The following is a 16796-nucleotide window of genomic DNA, read 5'->3' as shown; positions in this document are numbered from 1 at the left end:
CGTCCGTGTTGGCGTGCCGTGCGGGGCCGTCGGATAGCCGCTGTACTGCGAAAGGCGTTCGAGGCGTCCGCCGGGCCTCGGTTCTGGAGGTGGCTGGCATGAGCGGTCCTGACAACGGCGAGGTCCGGGCGAGTGGTGGTCGGCCGGGCCTCTCGCTCTTCGACCACGCGAAGATCGCCTGCGTGTACCTGCTGGTCGGGCTCGTCGCGGTGCTGGCGTACTCGGCCCGCGGCATGCTGGTCCTGATCTTCCTCGGTTTCTTCCTGGCGCTCGGCGTGGAACCGGTCATCGCCTGGCTGCATCGGCACGGCTGGCGGCGCGGTTTGGCCCTGCTGGTGCTGCTCCTGGGAATCGTGCTGCTCATCGGCGCGCTCGTGCTGCTCACGCTGGTGCCCGCCGTGGGGCAGTTCGGGCAGTTCGTTTCGGAGATCCCGGAGCTCGTCAGCGCCATCGCGGCGAAGCTCAGCGCCGATCCCGAGCTGCAGGCGCAGCTGAACGATCCGAGCGTGCACGACCAGCTGCAGGAGGCGATGGGCGCGGTCACGGGCGTCGTGACGAGCACCCTGGCGGCGGGATTCGCCGCGATCGGGGCGTTCTTCGGCGGCATCTTCGCCGCCTGCACCGCGGGAGCCCTGACGGTCTACTTCTCGCTGGCGATGCCCCGGATCAACGCCGCCGTGGAACGCGGCGCGTCGGCTCACGAAGGCCGGGCCGCGGCTCTGCGCTCCGCGATGGGTCGCGTCGGCGGCTACGTCACCGGGCAGGCCGCGGTCTGCCTGTGCGCCGGGGTCGTCTCCTACCTGTTCTTCCTCATCGCCGGCGTGCCCTACCCGGCGCTGCTGGCGCTGGTCGTCGCGCTGTTCGACGCGGTTCCGCAGGTCGGCGCGACGCTGGCGTCGGTGACGGGGATTCTCGCTGCCCTGAGCCAAAGCCTGACGCTGGCGGTGGTGACGCTGGTCTTCTTCTGCCTGTACCAGATGGTGGAGAACTACCTGATCGCGCCGCGCATCTTCGCGAAGACGGTGGAGCTGAGCCCACTCGGAGCGTTCGTGGCGATCCTGCTCGGCGCCGCGCTCGCGGGAGTCCTCGGCGCGCTGACCGCGCTCCCCATCGCGGCGGCCCTGAAGGTCCTCATCCGCCAGTTCCGCGCCGAACACACAGCAGACGGCCCGTGAGTCTTTTGGGCTGCCATGGCAGCCCAAAAGACTCACGGCACCGGCGTCAGTCCGCTTCCGCTGTTTCGTGGAGGTGGTGCCAGCGGAGGCCTTGGCCGGTCCGCCGCAGGACCGCCGTCGTTCTGCGCCGGGTCGTTCTGCCTTCGTGGTGGTGGGTTTCGCGGAAGTGGACCACCGCGAGATCCGCCGCGTCCGCCGCGGTGGTGATCTCGTCGACCTCGATGGTCAGGCCCGGCGCCGCGTTCCGGGCGCCGGCGAGGGCGCCGAAGAGGTCCTCCACCGTCATTGGCCTGCCATCGGTCGTGATCATGGTGAAGTCGTCGGTGTGCGCGGCCCGCAGCGCTTCCAGCACCGCGGGCCCGCAGTCCGTGCCCAGCCACTCCGCGAGCAGCCGGTGCACCCGCTCGACCTCGGCCGCGAGGTCGGCGCTCACCAGCCGCGCTCGCGCCACTCGGCGAGCTTGGCGCGCTCCGCGCCGAGCGTCGAGTCGTCGCCGTGGCCCGGGTAGAACCAGGTGTCGTCGGGCAGCTCGGCGAAGATCCGGTTCTCCACGTCGTCGATCAGCGACCGGAAGTTCTCCGGAGAGCTCGTCTTGCCCACGCCGCCGGGGAACAGCGAGTCGCCGGTGAACAGGTGCGGGTGCCCGTTCGGGTCGCGGTAGAGCAGGGCGATCGAGCCCGGCGTGTGGCCGCGCAGGTGGATCACCGACAGCTGGGCCTCGCCGACGGCGATGGTGTCGCCGTGCTGGACCAGGCGGTCCGGCGGCACCGGCAGCGCCTCGGCGTCGGCCGGGTGCGCCAGCGTGAAGCACCCGGTCTGGCCGGCGACGGCGCCCAGGGCCTGCCAGTGGTCGGCGTGCTGGTGGGTGGTCACGATCGTGCGCAGCCGCGGGCGCTGGGCGTCGTGGCCGAGCAGGTCGGCCAGCCGCTCCGAGTCGTTGGCGGCGTCGACCAGCAGCGCGTCGCCGGTGCGGCGGCACACCACCAGGTACGCGTTGTTGTCCATCGGGCCGACCGAGATCTTGGTGATGGTCAGCGCGTCTAGTTCGCGGCGCGCCGGGGCGCCGCCCGGTTCGACGTGTCCGCTGTACTGTCCTTGAGGCTCCACGGCCCGAGCCTAACGTCCCGTGCTCGTGGCCTCGGCGGATGATCGCCGGTCAGGCGGCCGCTCCTCTTGACGGCACCATCAGGCCGTAGATCACCAGCACGGACAGCGCGATCACCACCAGCGACCACAGCGGGAACGCCGCGAGGAACGCCAGGTGCGCGATCGCGCTCAGCGCGGCCAGCGCGATGCCGGTCATCCGCGCCCACATCTGCCCGTACAGGCAGCCGACGCCGGCCGCCACCTGCAGGACGCCCAGCGCCAGCCAGAACCAGCCCCACGCGGCGAAGTCGAAGACCAGCAGCTGAGCGGATCCGACGAGGTAGTAGGTGGGCCGGAACAGCGCGGTGATCCCACCGATGATGTTGAAGATGCCGATCATCGCGATCAGCGAGCCGGCGAACGCCAGCCACCCGGACATCGCGCCGGTGGGCTGGGCGGGCGCCATCGCCCACTGCTTCTGCTGCTCGGGCGCCGTGGTCTGTTCGGGCATCGTCCCCTCGGCCTTCGCCTGGGATTCGGGCCCGGTCTGCGGACTGGACATCGTGCACGCCCCCTCAATTTGCTCGATGACGTGTCCACCGCCAGAGTCGCCCATTCGGGGCATTCGCGCAGGGCGACCGGGCGCTCAGGCAGCCGGTTTCTCCAGGGTCGCCGACCGGCCGAGGCGCAGGCCCAGCATCGGGAAGACGAGCACGCTGATCATCGCCGCGCCGACCAGGGCGGAGGCGGTGCTCGGCGGCATCGCGCCGACTTCCGTGCCGATCGTGGTGATCACCACGACCATCGGCAGCGCCGCGGACCCCAGCAGCGCGAGCGTCCACCGAGGACTCCTCGGCAGGTCGCGGCGATGCAGGACGAGGATCGGGAGCCCGCGGATCACGAAGAACAGCACCAGGAACACCGGCAGCAGCGCGAACGCGCTCGGCGTCGCCAACAACGCCGCCAGGTCGTAGTTCATGCCGCTGACCACGAAGAACAGCGGGATGAACAAGCCGAAACCGATGGCCTCGATCTTGCCCTCCACCACGGTGCCCTCGTCGGGGTCGCCGGCGTCGAGGAACAGCCGCACCACGAGCCCGGCGACGAAGGCGCCGAGGAGCACGTCGAGACCGAGGGCACCGGCGATCCACAGCATCAGGACGACCACGACCATGCACAGCCGCACCGCGAACTGCACGCTGGTGCCCAGCGTGGTGCGGATCAGCCGGCTGATGCGCTCCGAGCGCCGGTTCGCCGCCACCCACAGCATCCGGGCCGCCGCCAGCCCGAACGCGGCCAGGAACAGGATCGTGCGCAGCGGGTTCTGGTCGTTGAGCAGCAGCGCCACCGCGAGGATCGGGCCGAACTCGCCGAGCGCCCCGATCGCCAGCACCCGGATGCCCAGCGGCGTGCCGAGCAGGCCCGCGTCGCGCACCATCGGCAGCGTGGTGCCCAGCGCGGTGGTGGTCAGCGCCAGGCCGACGATCAGCGACGAGTACGAGAAGCCGTGCACGAGCGCCCCGAAGCCCAGGCCCAGGACCAGCGAGACCAGCCAGCCCACCGTCGCCAGCCGCATCGGCTTGCCGCGCACCTCGCCGAGCTTGAGCTCGTAGCCGGCCAGGAAGATCAGCATCGCCAGGCCGAAGTCGGCGAGGAAGCCGATCACGTCGTCCTCGCGGGCCCAGCCGAACACCTGCGGCCCGATGAGGATGCCGAGCAGGATCTCCAGCACCACGGAGGGGATCGCGATCCAGCGGCTCAGCCGGTCGCTCAGCAGCGGGGCGAGCGTGGCGGCGGCCTTCCCCCGAACGTGGCGACAGCGCGCCCGCTACGGTTCAGGATGGGCGTTTTGCCTGGTCAGGTGCCGTGCGCATTTTGTGCTGCTATGGCGACACAAAGTGCGCACGGGTGGTGAGCTGCGGAAACGCGCGTGCTCAGAGCCAGTCCGGGAGGTCCGGGAAGTCACCGTCCAGGCGCTCCGAGCCGGTCCGGCCCAGCAGCCAGCCGAGCATCGGGCCCGGCTCGCCGCGCACCCGGCTCGGCGGCTCGGTGGTGCCGCGCAGGTCCCAGGTCCGCCGGTGGTCGCCGAAGTCGACCTCCACCGACAGCGCGGGCACGTCCGGCCGCCCGCCGAACTGCTGCACCGCGTCCTCCAGCAGCTGCTCCGCGTCCGGCCGCGGGATGTCGTCGAAGTCCACGTCGTGATCGAGGTCGACCAGGTGCACCCAGACCTCCAGCAGCCGCAGCCGCAGCATGTGGTGCGCCGGCATCGGGTCGCCGACCGCGTCGGCGATCTCCGCGGTCCACGCCGCGTCCGGCAGCGTGCGGGCGGCGTGCGCGAAGCGGTCGCAGGACGCCGCCAGGTCCTCCAACAACAGCCGGTGGCTGCGCCCCGCGCCTTCGGCGATGGCCTCGTCCCGGTCGTCGCCGCTGGCGTACATCGCGTGCTCGATGCCGGTCCGCGCCCAGATCAGCAGGTTGACGAACCCGTCCGCGTTGCGCGCCAGGTGCGTTATCACGTGCGCCCTGCTCCACCTGGGCAGCAGGCTGGGCTGGCGCACGGCCAGCTCGTCGAGTCCGGCGACGGTGTCCAGCAGCCGGCTGCTGGCGCTGTCGATGGCGGTCAGCTGGGCCGTGATCTGGTGGGCGAGTTGCGCGGCGGCCGCCGGTTGCGCAGTGCTGCGGCCACCGGTCCCGAGGGCGATATCAGCCATGAGGTCAACCTCTGCGTGCAGGAGGGGATTTCGTGACCGGTGAGACATCGAGCTTAATTGCGCAGGCCACAGCCGCGACAGTGCCCATTCCGGGGGAATTTGCGTATCGTCGGAAGCGTCGCGGTTGACCTCCCCGTGTGTCACTCGTTCGGGTGCGGGGAGGTTGTTGCGCGGGCTGCGCGCCGCACGCGATCCGGGGCTGTCAGAGGCCCCGAATAGCATGGGCGGGCGACGTCGCGTACCTGCCGATGCACTGCCTGCAGCCGGCGCGCGTCCACGTCAACACAAGAACTTTTCGAAGGGATCACCGTGGCTGACCGCCTTGTCGTTCGCGGCGCCCGTGAGCACAACCTGCGCGGGATCGACCTGGACCTGCCCCGAGACAGCCTGATCGTGTTCACCGGGCTGTCCGGCTCCGGGAAGTCGAGCCTGGCCTTCGACACCATCTTCGCGGAGGGGCAGCGCCGCTACGTCGAGTCGCTGTCCGCTTACGCCCGCCAGTTCCTAGGCCAGATGGACAAGCCCGATGTGGACTTCATCGAGGGCCTGTCTCCGGCGGTGTCGATCGACCAGAAGTCCACCAGCCGCAACCCGCGGTCGACGGTGGGCACCATCACCGAGGTCTACGACTACCTGCGGTTGCTGTACGCGCGCGCGGGCAAGCCGCACTGCCCGACGTGCGGCGAACCGATCAGCAAGCAGACCCCGCAGCAGATCGTGGACCAGGTGCTGGAGATGCCCGACCGGGCCAAGTTCCAGGTGCTGGCCCCGGTGGTGCGCGGCCGCAAGGGCGAGTACGTCGACCTGTTCGAGCAGCTGCAGTCGCAGGGTTACGCGCGCGCCCGCATCGACGGCGTGGTGCATCCGCTGGATGCCCCGCCGAAGCTGAAGAAGCAGGAGAAGCACGACATCGCGGTGGTCATCGACCGCCTCACCGTGAAGGCCGGCGCGAAGCAGCGGCTGACCGACTCGGTGGAGACCGCGCTGCGACTGGCCGACGGGCTGGTGCTCATCGAGTTCATCGACCTCGACGAGGACGACCCGAACCGGGAGCGGAAGTTCTCCGAGAACCTGGCCTGCCCCAACGGCCACCCGCTGGGCGTGGACGAGCTCGAACCGCGGTCGTTCTCGTTCAACTCGCCCTACGGGGCGTGCCCGGAGTGCGTGGGCCTGGGCATCCGAAAGGAGGTCGACCCGGAGCTGGTCGTGCCGGACGAGGAGCTGTCGCTGGCCGACGGCGCGATCGCGCCGTGGGCGGGCGGGCACACCGCGGAGTACTTCACCCGGCTGCTGACCTCGCTGTCGGAGGCCATCGGCTTCCGGATGGACGCGCCGTGGCGGCAGCTGTCCACCAAGGTCAAGAAGGCGGTGCTGCACGGCACCACCGACCAGGTGCACGTCCGGTACAAGAACCGCTACGGACGGACCCGCTCCTACTACGCCAACTACGAGGGCGTCATCCCGTTCCTGGAGCGGCGGCTGGAGCAGACCGAGTCCGACTACGCCCGCGAGAAGTACGAGGGCTACATGCGGGACGTGCCGTGCCCGGCCTGCGACGGCACCCGGCTCAAGCCGGAGATCCTGGCCGTGACGATGGAGAACGACGAGCGCGGCGAGCTGTCCATCGCCGAGGTCAGCGCGCTGAGCGTGCGCGAGTGCGCCGCGTTCCTGAACGGGCTGGTGCTCGGCCCGCGCGAGCAGATGATCGCCGGGCGGGTGCTCAAGGAGGTGCAGGCGCGGCTGGGCTTCCTGCTCGACGTCGGCCTGGACTACCTGTCGCTGGACCGCGCGGCCGGGACGCTCTCCGGCGGCGAGGCGCAGCGCATCCGGCTGGCGACGCAGATCGGTTCCGGCTTGGTCGGCGTGCTCTACGTGCTGGACGAGCCGTCGATCGGGTTGCACCAGCGGGACAACCACCGGCTGCTGGAGACGCTCAGCCGCCTGCGGGACCTGGGCAACACGCTGATCGTCGTCGAGCACGACGAGGACACCGTGCGCAGCGCGGACTGGGTGGTCGACATCGGCCCCGGCGCGGGCGAGCACGGCGGCCAGGTCGTCCACAGTGGACCGTACAAGAAGCTGCTGGAGAACAAGCAGTCGCTCACCGGCGCCTACCTGGCGGGGCGCAAGCAGATCCCGCTGCCCGAGGTGCGGCGCCCGCGCGACCGCAAGCGGCAGCTGACCGTGGTCGGGGCGCGCGAGCACAACCTGTGCAAGATCGACGTGTCGTTCCCGCTGGGCTGCCTGGTGGCGGTCACCGGCGTCTCCGGGTCGGGCAAGTCGACGCTGGTCAACGACATCCTCGCGTCGGTGCTGGCGAACAAGCTCAACGGCGCCCGGCAGGTGCCCGGCCGGCACACCCGGATCAAGGGCCTGGAGCACGTCGACAAGCTGGTGCAGGTCGACCAGTCGCCGATCGGCCGCACCCCGCGGTCGAACCCGGCCACCTACACCGGCGTGTTCGACCACATCCGCAAGCTGTTCGCGGCGACGACCGAGGCGAAGGTGCGCGGCTACCTGCCGGGCCGGTTCTCCTTCAACGTCAAGGGCGGCCGGTGCGAGTCGTGTGCGGGCGACGGCACGCTGAAGATCGAGATGAACTTCCTGCCGGACGTGTACGTGCCGTGCGAGGTGTGCAAGGGCGCCCGGTACAACCGGGAGACCCTGGAGGTGCACTACAAGGGCAAGACGATCGCCGAGGTCCTCGACATGCCGATCGAGGAGGCCGCGTCGTTCTTCGAGCCGATCAACGCCATCCACCGGCACCTGAAGACGCTGGTGGACGTGGGGCTGGGCTACGTGCGGCTCGGGCAGCCGGCGCCGACGCTCTCCGGCGGTGAAGCGCAGCGCGTGAAGCTGGCCAGCGAACTGCAGAAGCGGTCCACCGGCAAGACGGTCTACATCCTCGACGAGCCGACGACGGGCCTGCACTTCGAGGACATCCGCAAGCTGCTCGGCGTGATCAACGGCCTGGTGGACAAGGGCAACACGGTGATCGTGATCGAGCACAACCTGGACGTCATCAAGACGTCGGACTGGGTGCTGGACATGGGCCCGGAGGGCGGCTCCGGCGGCGGAACGCTGGTGGCCGAGGGTACCCCGGAGGAGCTCGCGGAGATCGACGAGAGCCACACGGGCCGCTTCCTCGCCCCGGTGCTGTCCGGAGACTGATCTCATCGACGCGCGGGGCACCCTCGGTCGGCAATCCGGCCGAGGGTGCCCCGCGCATTTCATCCGCGCCGCTGGGTTCTGGTCGGGAAGGCGGGTCAGTCGAGCAAGCCCGCTTCGCGCAGCCACGTTTCGGCCTCCGAGGCGGCGTCCGGCACTTCTTCGCCCCGAACAGCCAGGCCGGTGCCGATGGTGGCGTGCGGTGCGGAGGAGGCGTAGTCGCGCTCGACTGTGCCGAGTCCGCTCATCGCGTGGGTGGTGAACGGCAGAATCGTCTTCCCGGTGAAGTCGAGGCTTTCGACGAAGGTCGACATGATCATGGGTGCCCGGACGTTCCAGATTCCGCTGCCGAGGAGCACGATCTCGTACTTGTCCATGTCCGGCAGGGGATTCGTGATTTCGGGTCGGGCATCGGCATTCTGTTCGCGAACGTTGCGCGCCACGGTGTCGTCGTAGCCGTCCGGGTACGGGTCGGCCGCTTCGATGCGGTACACCTCGCAATCGATGCGGTCGCCGATCATCCGGGCGAGCGCTTCCGTGTTCCCGACGGTCAGGGTGCGGCGGCCGCCGTAGTAGTAGTTCTCGCCGGCGCGGGAGAAGTACGCCAGCAGCGTTCTGGTTTCAGTCGGTTTCGGCATCGTGGTGGCGTTTTCTGCGTCCGGGGTCGATCGGGGTAGTGCGGGCGAGCATCCGCCGAGGACGGCGGTCGCGAGGCCCGCGCTGGCGCGGATGAGCGAGCGGCGGTTCAGCGAAACCGGCATGCGCGCCTCCTCGGGTGGGGCGGGTTGGTGGTCAGTCGATGCGGCGGGTGCCGAGCTGGCGGACCCAATCGGGGTCGCGGTGGTCGAAGAACTGCGACTGCGCGGTGTCGAGGGTGGCGATCCGGGTCATCTCGTCGTGGGTGAGGGTGAAGTCGAAAACGGCGATGTTCTCGGCCATTCGGTCCGGGCGCACGGACTTGGGAATGGCCACGACGCCGCGCTGCACCAGCCAGCGCAGGACGATCTGGGCGACGGACTTTCCGCGTGCGTGGGCGATCGCGGTGAGGGTGGGGTCGTTGAAGAGGTTGTTCCGGCCCTCGGCGAACGGGCCCCAGGACTCGATCTGGACGCCCAGCTCCCGCATCCGCAGCTGGTAGTCCTGGCGCTGGTGGAACGGGTTGACCTCGACCTGGTTGACCGCCGGGGTGATCTCGTTCTGGGTGATCAGATCCACGAGCCGGTCGAGCGGGAAGTTCGACACCCCGATCGCCCGGATGCGGCCTTCCTCGTGGAGTCGTTGCATGGCCCGCCACTCGCTGTAGTAGTCGCCGTAGGGCTGGTGGATCAGGTACAGGTCGAGGTAGTCCAGCCCGAGCCGGTCGAGGGAGGCGGCGAATGCGCGTTCGGTGTTGCCCTCGCCGGCGTCCTGGACCCAGAGCTTGGTGGTGACGAACAGGTCCTCGCGGGGGATGCCGCTGTTCTTGATCGCGCGTCCGACGGCTTGCTCGTTGCGGTACGCCGCGGCGGTGTCGATCAGGCGGTATCCGGCGGCGAGGGCGTCGGTGACGGCTTGTTCTGTCCGGTCATCGGGAATTTGGTAGACGCCGAAGCCGAGGATCGGCATGGCGATGCCGTTGTTCAGGGTGACTGTCTGCACGGATGTGCTCCTTCGGTTGAGAATTCGGTTCGCCGTTCAGTTGCGGGTGCGGTGCCGCGCGGCGATCCCGGCGGGAACGATCAGGGTGAGCACGGCGGCGAGGGCGATGGTGAGCATGGCGGTGCCGCCGGCGTAGGCGTCGATGACGCGGTGGGCGAGGGTGGCAGCGCCGGCGGACGCGGCGGTGAGGATCGCGATCCCGAGGGTGCTGCCCAGCTGGTGCGCGGTGTTGACCACCCCAGAGGCCGCACCGGCGTCCTCGGCTCGCGCGCCGGCGATCCCGGCGGCGGTGAGCGGGCCGAATGCCAGGCCCTGCCCGAGGCCGATGAGGATCATCGGCAGAGCCACACCGGCCAGGTACGAGGTCTCCGCGGTCAGCCGCGTCATCCACGCCATGCCGGCGAGGACGAGGGCGAGCCCCGCGACCAGCAGCGGCGCGTTGCCGAATCGGCGAGTCAGCCGTGGCACCGGGAGCGACGAGGCGAACTGGACGGCGGTCATCGGCAGGAAAGCGAGCCCGGCCTGCAGCGGATTCCAGTGGTAGACGCCCTGCAGGAACTGGGTGGTGAAGAAGAAGAACGCGATCATGGTCCCGGCGAACAGCAGGCGTGCGATCGCCGCGCCGGAGCGTTCCCGGTTCGCGAAGATCCGCAACGGCATGATCGGCTGCTGCGCCCGCCACTCGTTGACCACGAACACCGCCAGGACCGCCACGCCGATGCCGGCCGGGGCGAGGCTCAACGGGGAAGCCCAGCCCTGCTTGCCCGAGTTGACGATCCCGTACACCAGGGCGCCCATGCCGATGGTGGATGTGATCGCGCCGAGCAGGTCGAACCGGCCGCGCACGGGGCGGTTCGCGGGCAGGAATCGCAATGACGCCAGGATCATCACCACGGCGATCGGCACGTTGATGAAGAACCCGGCCTGCCAGGACACCCGGTCGGCCAGCGCTCCGCCCACGACGAGGCCGAGGCTTGCGCCGATGCCGGCGGTGGTGCCGAACGCGGCGACGGCGCGGGTTCGTTCGCGCCCCGCCGGGAAGTTCGCGGTGATCAGCGCCAGCGAAGACGGTGCGACCACCGCGGCCCCGATGCCCTGGAACGCGCGGGCGGCGATGATCCACCACGCCGTCTGCGCGGTGCCGACCAGGAGCGATGCGAGCCCGAACAGCGCCACGCCCACGATGAACACGCGCTGCCTGCCGAGGAGATCGCCCATGCGCGCGCCGAGCAGCAGCAGCCCGCCGAACACCAGCGTGTACGCGTTCTGCACCCACGACAGCGCCGTGGGCGACAGGTTCATGCCGACCGCGATCTGGGGCAGCCCGGTGAAGATGATCGAGTTGTCGAGCACGATCATGAAGTAGCCGACCAGGACGATCGCGAGGATCGCGCCCGATCGCCGGGGCGCCGCCGAGGCGGTCGGGATCGACGTGGTGGGGGCATGTGCTGGTGTCACGCCACCAGTTCAGCTCCGAACGTGCGGGCGCGGGAGTGACCGATGTTCCGTGTACTGGCAGTCACTCCTTCACACCGGAGCCGCGACGTACCGTTGGCGGCATGGCGAACCAATCCGAGGTGCGCGAATTCCTCCGCACTCGCCGCGCGCGAGTCACGCCGGAGCAGGCGGGCATCATCTCGAGCGGGCACCGCCGAGTCCCCGGCCTGCGGCGGGAGGAGGTCGCGCTGCTCGCCGGGGTGAGCATCGACTACTACGCGCGGATGGAACGCGGCAACCTCACCGGTGTCTCCGACGCCGTCCTGGACAGCCTCGCACGCGCACTCCGGCTCGACGAGGCCGAGACCGAACACCTCCGCGACCTCGCCCGCGCGGCGCAGCCGATGCGGCGTCGCAAGCACACGAGCGACCAGACCGTGCGGCCGAGCCTGCAACGGTTCCTGGATGCGATCACCGGCACGCCGACGTGGGTCCGAAACCAGCGGATGGATTTCGTCGCCGCGAATCCCCTCGGTCGCGCCCTGTACGCGCCGGTCCTGGACGATCCGTCGAACCAGGGCAACAACGCCCGCTTCATGTTCCTCAACCCCGCCGCGCGGAACTTCTACCCGGACTGGGAGCAGGGAGCAGATGACATCGTCGCCACCCTTCGCACCTACGCCGGCCGCAATCCGCTCGACAAGGGCCTGACCGACCTGATCGGGGAACTCGTCACCCGCAGCGACGCGTTCCGCACCCGGTGGGCGGCGCACAACGTCCGCTTCCACCGCACCGGCATCAAACGCGTCCACCACCCCGACGTCGGCGACCTCGAACTCGCATACGAAGCGATGGAACTCCCGGACAGTCCGGGGTGGACGATGTTCGGGTACACCGCCGAACCGGGCTCCCCGACCGAGGAACGCATCCGGCTCCTCGGCAGCCTCGCCGCGACCGACACGTGGGAAGCCAACAACGTGCCCGAGTGAAGCCATCACCGCGCGCCCGGCAGCGTTGGTCTGCCGTGTCGGGTTCGTTACTCGGGCCGATTAGGTTCGGGGCATGGTGCAGAACGAGTTCTCGGTTTCCGGCAGCGTGGTCGTGCAGGCTCCGCCGGAGGCGGTTTTCGCCGTGCTTGCCGATCCGCGCAAGCATTCGGTCATCGACGGCTCCGGCACGGTGCAGGGGGAGATGAGCGGCCCGGAGCGGCTGGTGCTCGGCTCCAAGTTCGGGATGCGGATGCGCAAGGGCGTCGGCTACCGGATCACCAACACCGTGGTGGAGTACGAGGAGAACCGGCTGATCGCGTGGCGGCACATGCTGCCCGGCAGGTGGCGGTACGAACTGGAGCCGGCCGGCGACTCGGCGACGAAGGTGACCGAGACCTACGACTACACGACGATGCTGCCGAAGCTGATCGCGCGCACCAGCCTGCCGAAGCAGAACCAGCGGTCGATCGACGCCACCCTGCAGCGCCTCAAGACCCATGTGGAGGGCGAGCAGGGCTGACTCCGCGAACACCTCCCCACCTGCGGAAAGTAGGTGTCTGAATGGCATCTACTTGACAGCATGGAAAGTAGTTGCGAGCCTGGCATCATGAACGAGATGCAGGTGGATGCCGCCGCGCAGCTGGCGCGGGCGGACCGGTTGGGGGCCGAGGCTCGTCGCGGCGGGCGCTGGTACGTGCGATACCTGGTGGTGTTCGGAATCGCTTCCTTCGCCATGGCGGCGGCTTTCGCGTTCGTGGACAGCTCGACCGCGGTCATCGTGACGATGCCGCTGTGGATCGCGTTCGTCGTCGGCATCTCCGTGTGGTCGGCCACCCGCAAGGTGGGGCTGCGCGGTTTCGGGTCGCTCCACGGCATGGTCATGCTGGCGTGGACGCTGGCCTGGATCACGACCGTCGTCGTCGGCGGCAACTGGATGCCCGACGTGTGGCAGTGGTGGCTCGGCGGCGGGATCGCGATGGCTGCGATCGCATTCGTGGGCGCGGGTGTCGCGCACCGCCGGAGCCGAGGATGAGCGGGGGAGCGCACCCGCGGCATCAGCTGGACGAGCTCATCCACTCGCCGGTGCGGTTCTCCATCGCCGCGACGCTCGCGGCGGTCGACCAGGCCGAGTTCAAGTACGTGCGCGACATCGTCGAGGTCAGCGACTCGGTGCTCTCCAAGCAGGTGTCGACGCTGGAGGGCGCGGGCTACGTCAAGGTGAAGAAGGGGTACGTCGGCAAGCGTCCCCGAACCTGGCTCAGCCTCACCGCGAAGGGCCACCGCGCGTACGAGGCGCACCTGGCGGCGCTGAAGGCGATCACCGGGCAACCGGTTGCGGAGCCGGTCGAAGAGTTGCCATGAGTGCCGGATCGCAGCGGAACTCGACCCGACCGCGGAAGCCAGGTTGCCGACGATGCAGCTCGGCGTCGTCGTCCGGGTAGCAGGCGCAGTCCGCGGTGAAGGCGAGCTCGTCGCATGGTGAAGCCCTTCTTCTGCCATGGCATGGGAATTCGACAGCTAATGCTGGGCAAGGCCACGCGCCCCAGTCCGGGGATTCTGAGACGCGAAAAAGCGAGTTCCGGCGCCGAGAACCGCAGGTCAGCACCGCGTATTCGAAGCAGATCGAATACGCGGTGCTGCTGCCGGCCACCGCAGGCCGTCCACGGTGTAGCGATCTGGTCGTCAGTCGCCGCCGCGGGTTCGGCGGGTTGACCTCTCACGGGATTCCGGCGAGGAATTCCGCACTGGGCATGTGGTCTCCGTCCATCCACAGTGGACTTCCGGCCACGTCGTCGTGGAACACTAATGGATGCCGAAGTTGTGAATCGCGTCGACACCACCCGAGCCGAGCGAGCCCCCGACGGCCCACGGCGTGGTGTGGACGTGTCCGCCGCCGTCGAACTGGACCGAGTACTTGCCTTTCTGGGTGAGATCGGCGAAGCGGTAGTACCCATTCTCGTCGGTGAGAGCCGAGATCGTCGAACCATCGCTGGTCAAACCTAGAGATACCTTGAAGCCGGCTGCGCCGGGCTCGTCGGGTTGCTGCTGACCATCTCCATTCAGGTCGAAGAAGCCGACTCCGGACACCGAGCTGGCTCGTTCTTCGGCATAAGCCGGCAATCCGATGGCAGTGACCAGCAATGGGGCCGCGACCAACGCGGCCAGGACTCGTCGCACAGGATCCTCCTCAGCAGTGGACGGCGAATGGGCCGTCATGGACATGTCCCGTCCGAAGACCGCCACGATGCGGCCGGTCTTCACCCATGCGACGCGCGTGACGGCCCGAGGTTGCCCGCATCGGTGGAGAATCTTCAAGGCGTGCTCCCGAGCGTGATCAAGGAAACGTAGCGCGCAGACCCCCGGATTTATCCGTGGGGTTAGCGCGTCAACCTCGCGCTCGGCGCGTTCAGCGGTAACCTCGCCAATGTTAGATAGCTTCGTGCTGCATAGTGTTGAGCATGGCCGTCACGCTGCGCTCGAACGCGAACGTCATCTTCCAGTGCGCGTTCCATGTGGTGTGGTGCCCGAAGTACCGGCGCCGGGTCATCGGTGGCCGAATGGAAGAACGCTTGAAGCAAGTCATCCGCGAAGTAGTCGACGAGAAGGGAGCGTGGCTCGTGGAGCTGGAAACCATGCCCGACCACGTTCACCTTCTCGTTGAGGTCGACCCGCAGTACGGCGTTCACAAGCTGGTCAAGGCGATTAACGGCCGCTCGTCGCGTGTGCTGCGAGAAGAGTTCCCGTGGCTGCGGTCGAAGCTGCCGACCCTGTGGACCAACAGCTACTTCGTGGCCACGGTCGGAGGCGCTCCACTGTCGGCGATCAAGCGCTACGTCGAACAGCAGAAGGCGCGGTGACGCCCAATGCTGGCTGGTCGCCGCTACAAACTCGCCCTCACGCCTGAGCAGGCGGAATCCACCGAGACTATCGGCAACATCTGCCGATCGGTGTGGAACACCGCTCTGGAACAGCGCCGTGCGTATCGCGGCCGGGGCGCGTGGATCAACTACAACGAACAGGCCAGGCAGCTCGCCGACGCCAAAACCGAGCACGACTGGCTCAAGACCGCTCCGTCACATGTGCTGCAACAGACCCTCATGGACTTGGATCGGGCGTGCCGGGAGCACGGCACGTTCCGTGTGAAGTGGCGCTCAGGACGTCGGTGGTCGCCGTCGTTCCGGTTCCCCGCCGGGAAACAAATCACCGTTGAACGCCTTGGACGCAAGTGGGGCCGGGCGAAGCTGCCGAAACTCGGGTGGGTGAGGTTCCGCTGGTCCCGCCCACTCGGCGGCACGGTGCGCTCGGCGACGGTGTCCCGAGACGGCGCGCACTGGTACGTCTCGTTCCTCGCCGAAGACGGTGCCACCACCCCCGAACAGCACGCTGCACCCCACAGCGCGGTCGGTGTCGACCGGGGCGTAGCCGCTGCTGTGGCCACCAGCAACGGCGATCTGTTGGACCGCGAATTCCGTACCTCTGGTGAGGCCAATCGGTACCGTCGCCTTCAGAGGAAACTCGCCCGCCAGAAGCGAGGCTCGGCAAACCGCAAGAAGACTCTCGCTGCGATGCGGCGCATCAAGCGCCGCGAGACCGACCGGCGCGACGACTTCTGCGCCAAGACCGCCCACCAGCTCGCCACATGCAACGCGCTGGTAGTCATCGAAGACCTGCGCACGAAGAACATGACCCGCTCGGTCAAGGGAACCACCGAGGAGCCCGGCCGCAACGTGCGCCAGAAGGCCGGGTTGAACCGCGCCATCCTCGATAAGGGCTGGCACAAGCTCCAGCTCGCCGTTGAGAACGTTGCCCGTTGCACGGGCACCCAGCTCGTGAAGATCCCCGCCGCGTACACGTCACAGACGTGCTCAGTATGCCGTGCCGTGGCTCCGGAATCGCGTGAGAGCCAAGCGCGGTTCCGGTGCACCTGGTGCGGTCACGCTGAGCACGCCGACGTCAACGCCGCTAAGAACATCCTCGCCGCCGGACGAGCGGTGACAGCCTGTGGAGACCTCGCCGCTGGGCGGTCTGTGAAGCAGGAACCAGCGGAAGGCCGCGAGGTCACGCCGCACCAGCCAGCGCTAGAGCTGGTTGGAATCCCCCGCCTTTAGACGTGGGGAGGAAGTCAACGTCTCCCAGATGCGTCCCTGGTTCCATAGGGCATTGCTGGGAGCCGCCAGCCCGTGGCGAGCTGGTCTCGGTGGGCAGGGCGAGCCAGGCGAGGTGATTTCGCGTGACCCACGTTCGTGCTGTTGAGCGAGCGTTCCGCGCGGGAGTCAGAAATGGTGATCCACGGCCAGCACAACATTGATCGCATGGAGGTATCGATGCGTCGAAAGCTCACTTGGCTCGCGGCTGTCGCCGGGGTGGCGGCCCTTGTCCTGCTGGAAGCAACCGGGGTCGCCAGCGCGGCCGGGGACCCCATCACCGGCATCCTGGGCGGACTGAAGCTTCCGCTGCTGGGGGGCTAGTGCCCGGCACTTGCATTACCGGGAACAGATGGGCGTTTGCTCCGGGGTTCTGCCGCAGTGCATCACCGGCCGCGAAGCCACGAAGCGCTGCTCAAGCAAGACATCTGCATTCCCTGACTC

Annotated in this window: 17 protein-coding genes and 1 pseudogene; 9 read left to right on the top strand and 9 right to left on the bottom strand. The window is 68.7% G+C overall.

What is annotated here, in order from left to right:
- The first annotated feature begins 98 nt into the window (after positions 1-98).
- Positions 99-1175, top strand: a complete 1077-nt coding sequence (locus AB0I53_RS20065) for an AI-2E family transporter (RefSeq protein WP_358604755.1) — start codon at positions 99-101, stop codon at positions 1173-1175.
- A 46-nt stretch (positions 1176-1221) separates the two neighbouring features.
- Here the strand turns inward: AB0I53_RS20065 and AB0I53_RS20060 are convergent, their stop codons facing one another.
- The 5 genes and pseudogenes from AB0I53_RS20060 to AB0I53_RS20040 all read right to left on the bottom strand — a co-directional run bounded on the left by AB0I53_RS20060 (position 1222) and on the right by AB0I53_RS20040 (position 4975).
- Positions 1222-1626, bottom strand: coding sequence for a DUF4440 domain-containing protein (locus AB0I53_RS20060; RefSeq protein ID WP_358604752.1), 405 nt, complete (start codon positions 1624-1626; stop codon positions 1222-1224).
- Positions 1605-2282 carry an MBL fold metallo-hydrolase gene (locus tag AB0I53_RS20055; RefSeq protein WP_358604749.1) on the bottom strand — a complete coding sequence of 226 codons (678 nt, stop codon included), beginning with the start codon at positions 2280-2282 and terminating at the stop codon, positions 1605-1607. The genes AB0I53_RS20060 and AB0I53_RS20055 overlap by 22 nt, the downstream gene beginning before the upstream one ends.
- Before the next feature lie 49 nt (positions 2283-2331).
- On the bottom strand, positions 2332-2823 hold the full coding sequence (locus AB0I53_RS20050; protein WP_358604746.1) for a hypothetical protein: 492 nt from the start codon (positions 2821-2823) through the stop codon (positions 2332-2334).
- Positions 2824-2907: 84 nt separating this feature from the next.
- A pseudogene (locus tag AB0I53_RS20045) lies at positions 2908-4044 on the bottom strand (cation:proton antiporter); the annotation flags it as partial.
- 151 nt (positions 4045-4195) lie between these two features.
- The gene (locus AB0I53_RS20040) at positions 4196-4975 is read right to left on the bottom strand and encodes a maleylpyruvate isomerase family mycothiol-dependent enzyme (RefSeq protein ID WP_358604743.1); all 780 of its coding nucleotides are present in this window, start codon (positions 4973-4975) and stop codon (positions 4196-4198) included.
- Between the two features lie 309 nt (positions 4976-5284).
- Here AB0I53_RS20040 and uvrA point away from each other — a divergent pair, with 309 nt between their 5' ends.
- The gene (uvrA, locus tag AB0I53_RS20035; RefSeq protein WP_358604740.1) at positions 5285-8146 is read left to right on the top strand and encodes an excinuclease ABC subunit UvrA; all 2862 of its coding nucleotides are present in this window, start codon (positions 5285-5287) and stop codon (positions 8144-8146) included.
- A 95-nt stretch (positions 8147-8241) separates the two neighbouring features.
- Here the strand turns inward: uvrA and AB0I53_RS20030 are convergent, their stop codons facing one another.
- The 3 genes from AB0I53_RS20030 to AB0I53_RS20020 are packed head-to-tail and all read right to left on the bottom strand — an operon-like array spanning position 8242 to position 11239.
- Positions 8242-8904 carry a flavodoxin gene (locus tag AB0I53_RS20030; protein WP_358604737.1) on the bottom strand — a complete coding sequence of 221 codons (663 nt, stop codon included), beginning with the start codon at positions 8902-8904 and terminating at the stop codon, positions 8242-8244.
- 31 nt (positions 8905-8935) lie between these two features.
- Positions 8936-9781, bottom strand: a complete 846-nt coding sequence (locus AB0I53_RS20025) for an aldo/keto reductase (RefSeq protein WP_358604734.1) — start codon at positions 9779-9781, stop codon at positions 8936-8938.
- Between the two features lie 36 nt (positions 9782-9817).
- The gene (locus AB0I53_RS20020; protein WP_358604731.1) at positions 9818-11239 is read right to left on the bottom strand and encodes an MFS transporter; all 1422 of its coding nucleotides are present in this window, start codon (positions 11237-11239) and stop codon (positions 9818-9820) included.
- A gap of 101 nt (positions 11240-11340) precedes the next feature.
- Between AB0I53_RS20020 and AB0I53_RS20015 the strand changes: the two genes are divergently transcribed.
- From AB0I53_RS20015 to AB0I53_RS20000, 4 genes are all read left to right on the top strand, one after another.
- A complete protein-coding gene (locus AB0I53_RS20015; RefSeq protein WP_358604728.1) occupies positions 11341-12207 on the top strand; it encodes a helix-turn-helix transcriptional regulator in 867 nt (288 codons plus the stop codon).
- A gap of 73 nt (positions 12208-12280) precedes the next feature.
- Positions 12281-12727, top strand: a complete 447-nt coding sequence (locus AB0I53_RS20010; RefSeq protein ID WP_358604726.1) for an SRPBCC family protein — start codon at positions 12281-12283, stop codon at positions 12725-12727.
- An 87-nt stretch (positions 12728-12814) separates the two neighbouring features.
- The gene (locus AB0I53_RS20005) at positions 12815-13240 is read left to right on the top strand and encodes a hypothetical protein (RefSeq protein WP_358604723.1); all 426 of its coding nucleotides are present in this window, start codon (positions 12815-12817) and stop codon (positions 13238-13240) included.
- Positions 13237-13569, top strand: coding sequence for a transcriptional regulator (locus tag AB0I53_RS20000; protein ID WP_358604720.1), 333 nt, complete (start codon positions 13237-13239; stop codon positions 13567-13569). The genes AB0I53_RS20005 and AB0I53_RS20000 overlap by 4 nt, the downstream gene beginning before the upstream one ends.
- Positions 13570-14010: 441 nt before the next feature.
- On the opposite strand, the gene AB0I53_RS19995 is transcribed toward AB0I53_RS20000, so the two are convergent.
- Positions 14011-14523: an SdrD B-like domain-containing protein gene (locus tag AB0I53_RS19995; RefSeq protein WP_358604717.1), complete on the bottom strand. Its 513-nt coding sequence runs from the start codon at positions 14521-14523 to the stop codon at positions 14011-14013.
- Positions 14524-14666: 143 nt separating this feature from the next.
- Between AB0I53_RS19995 and tnpA the strand changes: the two genes are divergently transcribed.
- From tnpA to AB0I53_RS19980, 3 genes are all read left to right on the top strand, one after another.
- The gene (gene tnpA, locus AB0I53_RS19990) at positions 14667-15065 is read left to right on the top strand and encodes an IS200/IS605 family transposase (protein ID WP_358604714.1); all 399 of its coding nucleotides are present in this window, start codon (positions 14667-14669) and stop codon (positions 15063-15065) included.
- A gap of 6 nt (positions 15066-15071) precedes the next feature.
- Positions 15072-16316, top strand: a complete 1245-nt coding sequence (locus tag AB0I53_RS19985; protein ID WP_358604711.1) for a transposase — start codon at positions 15072-15074, stop codon at positions 16314-16316.
- 141 nt (positions 16317-16457) lie between these two features.
- Complete coding sequence (locus AB0I53_RS19980) at positions 16458-16676, top strand: hypothetical protein (protein ID WP_358604708.1); 219 nt, start codon at positions 16458-16460, stop codon at positions 16674-16676.
- Positions 16677-16796 lie beyond the last annotated feature (120 nt).

The sequence above is a fragment of the Saccharopolyspora sp. NPDC050389 genome (genome assembly GCF_040655595.1).
GTDB lineage: Bacteria > Actinomycetota > Actinomycetes > Mycobacteriales > Pseudonocardiaceae > Saccharopolyspora.
Note: the sequence above shows the minus strand (reverse complement) of the source record. Positions and strands in the feature narration are given on the sequence as shown.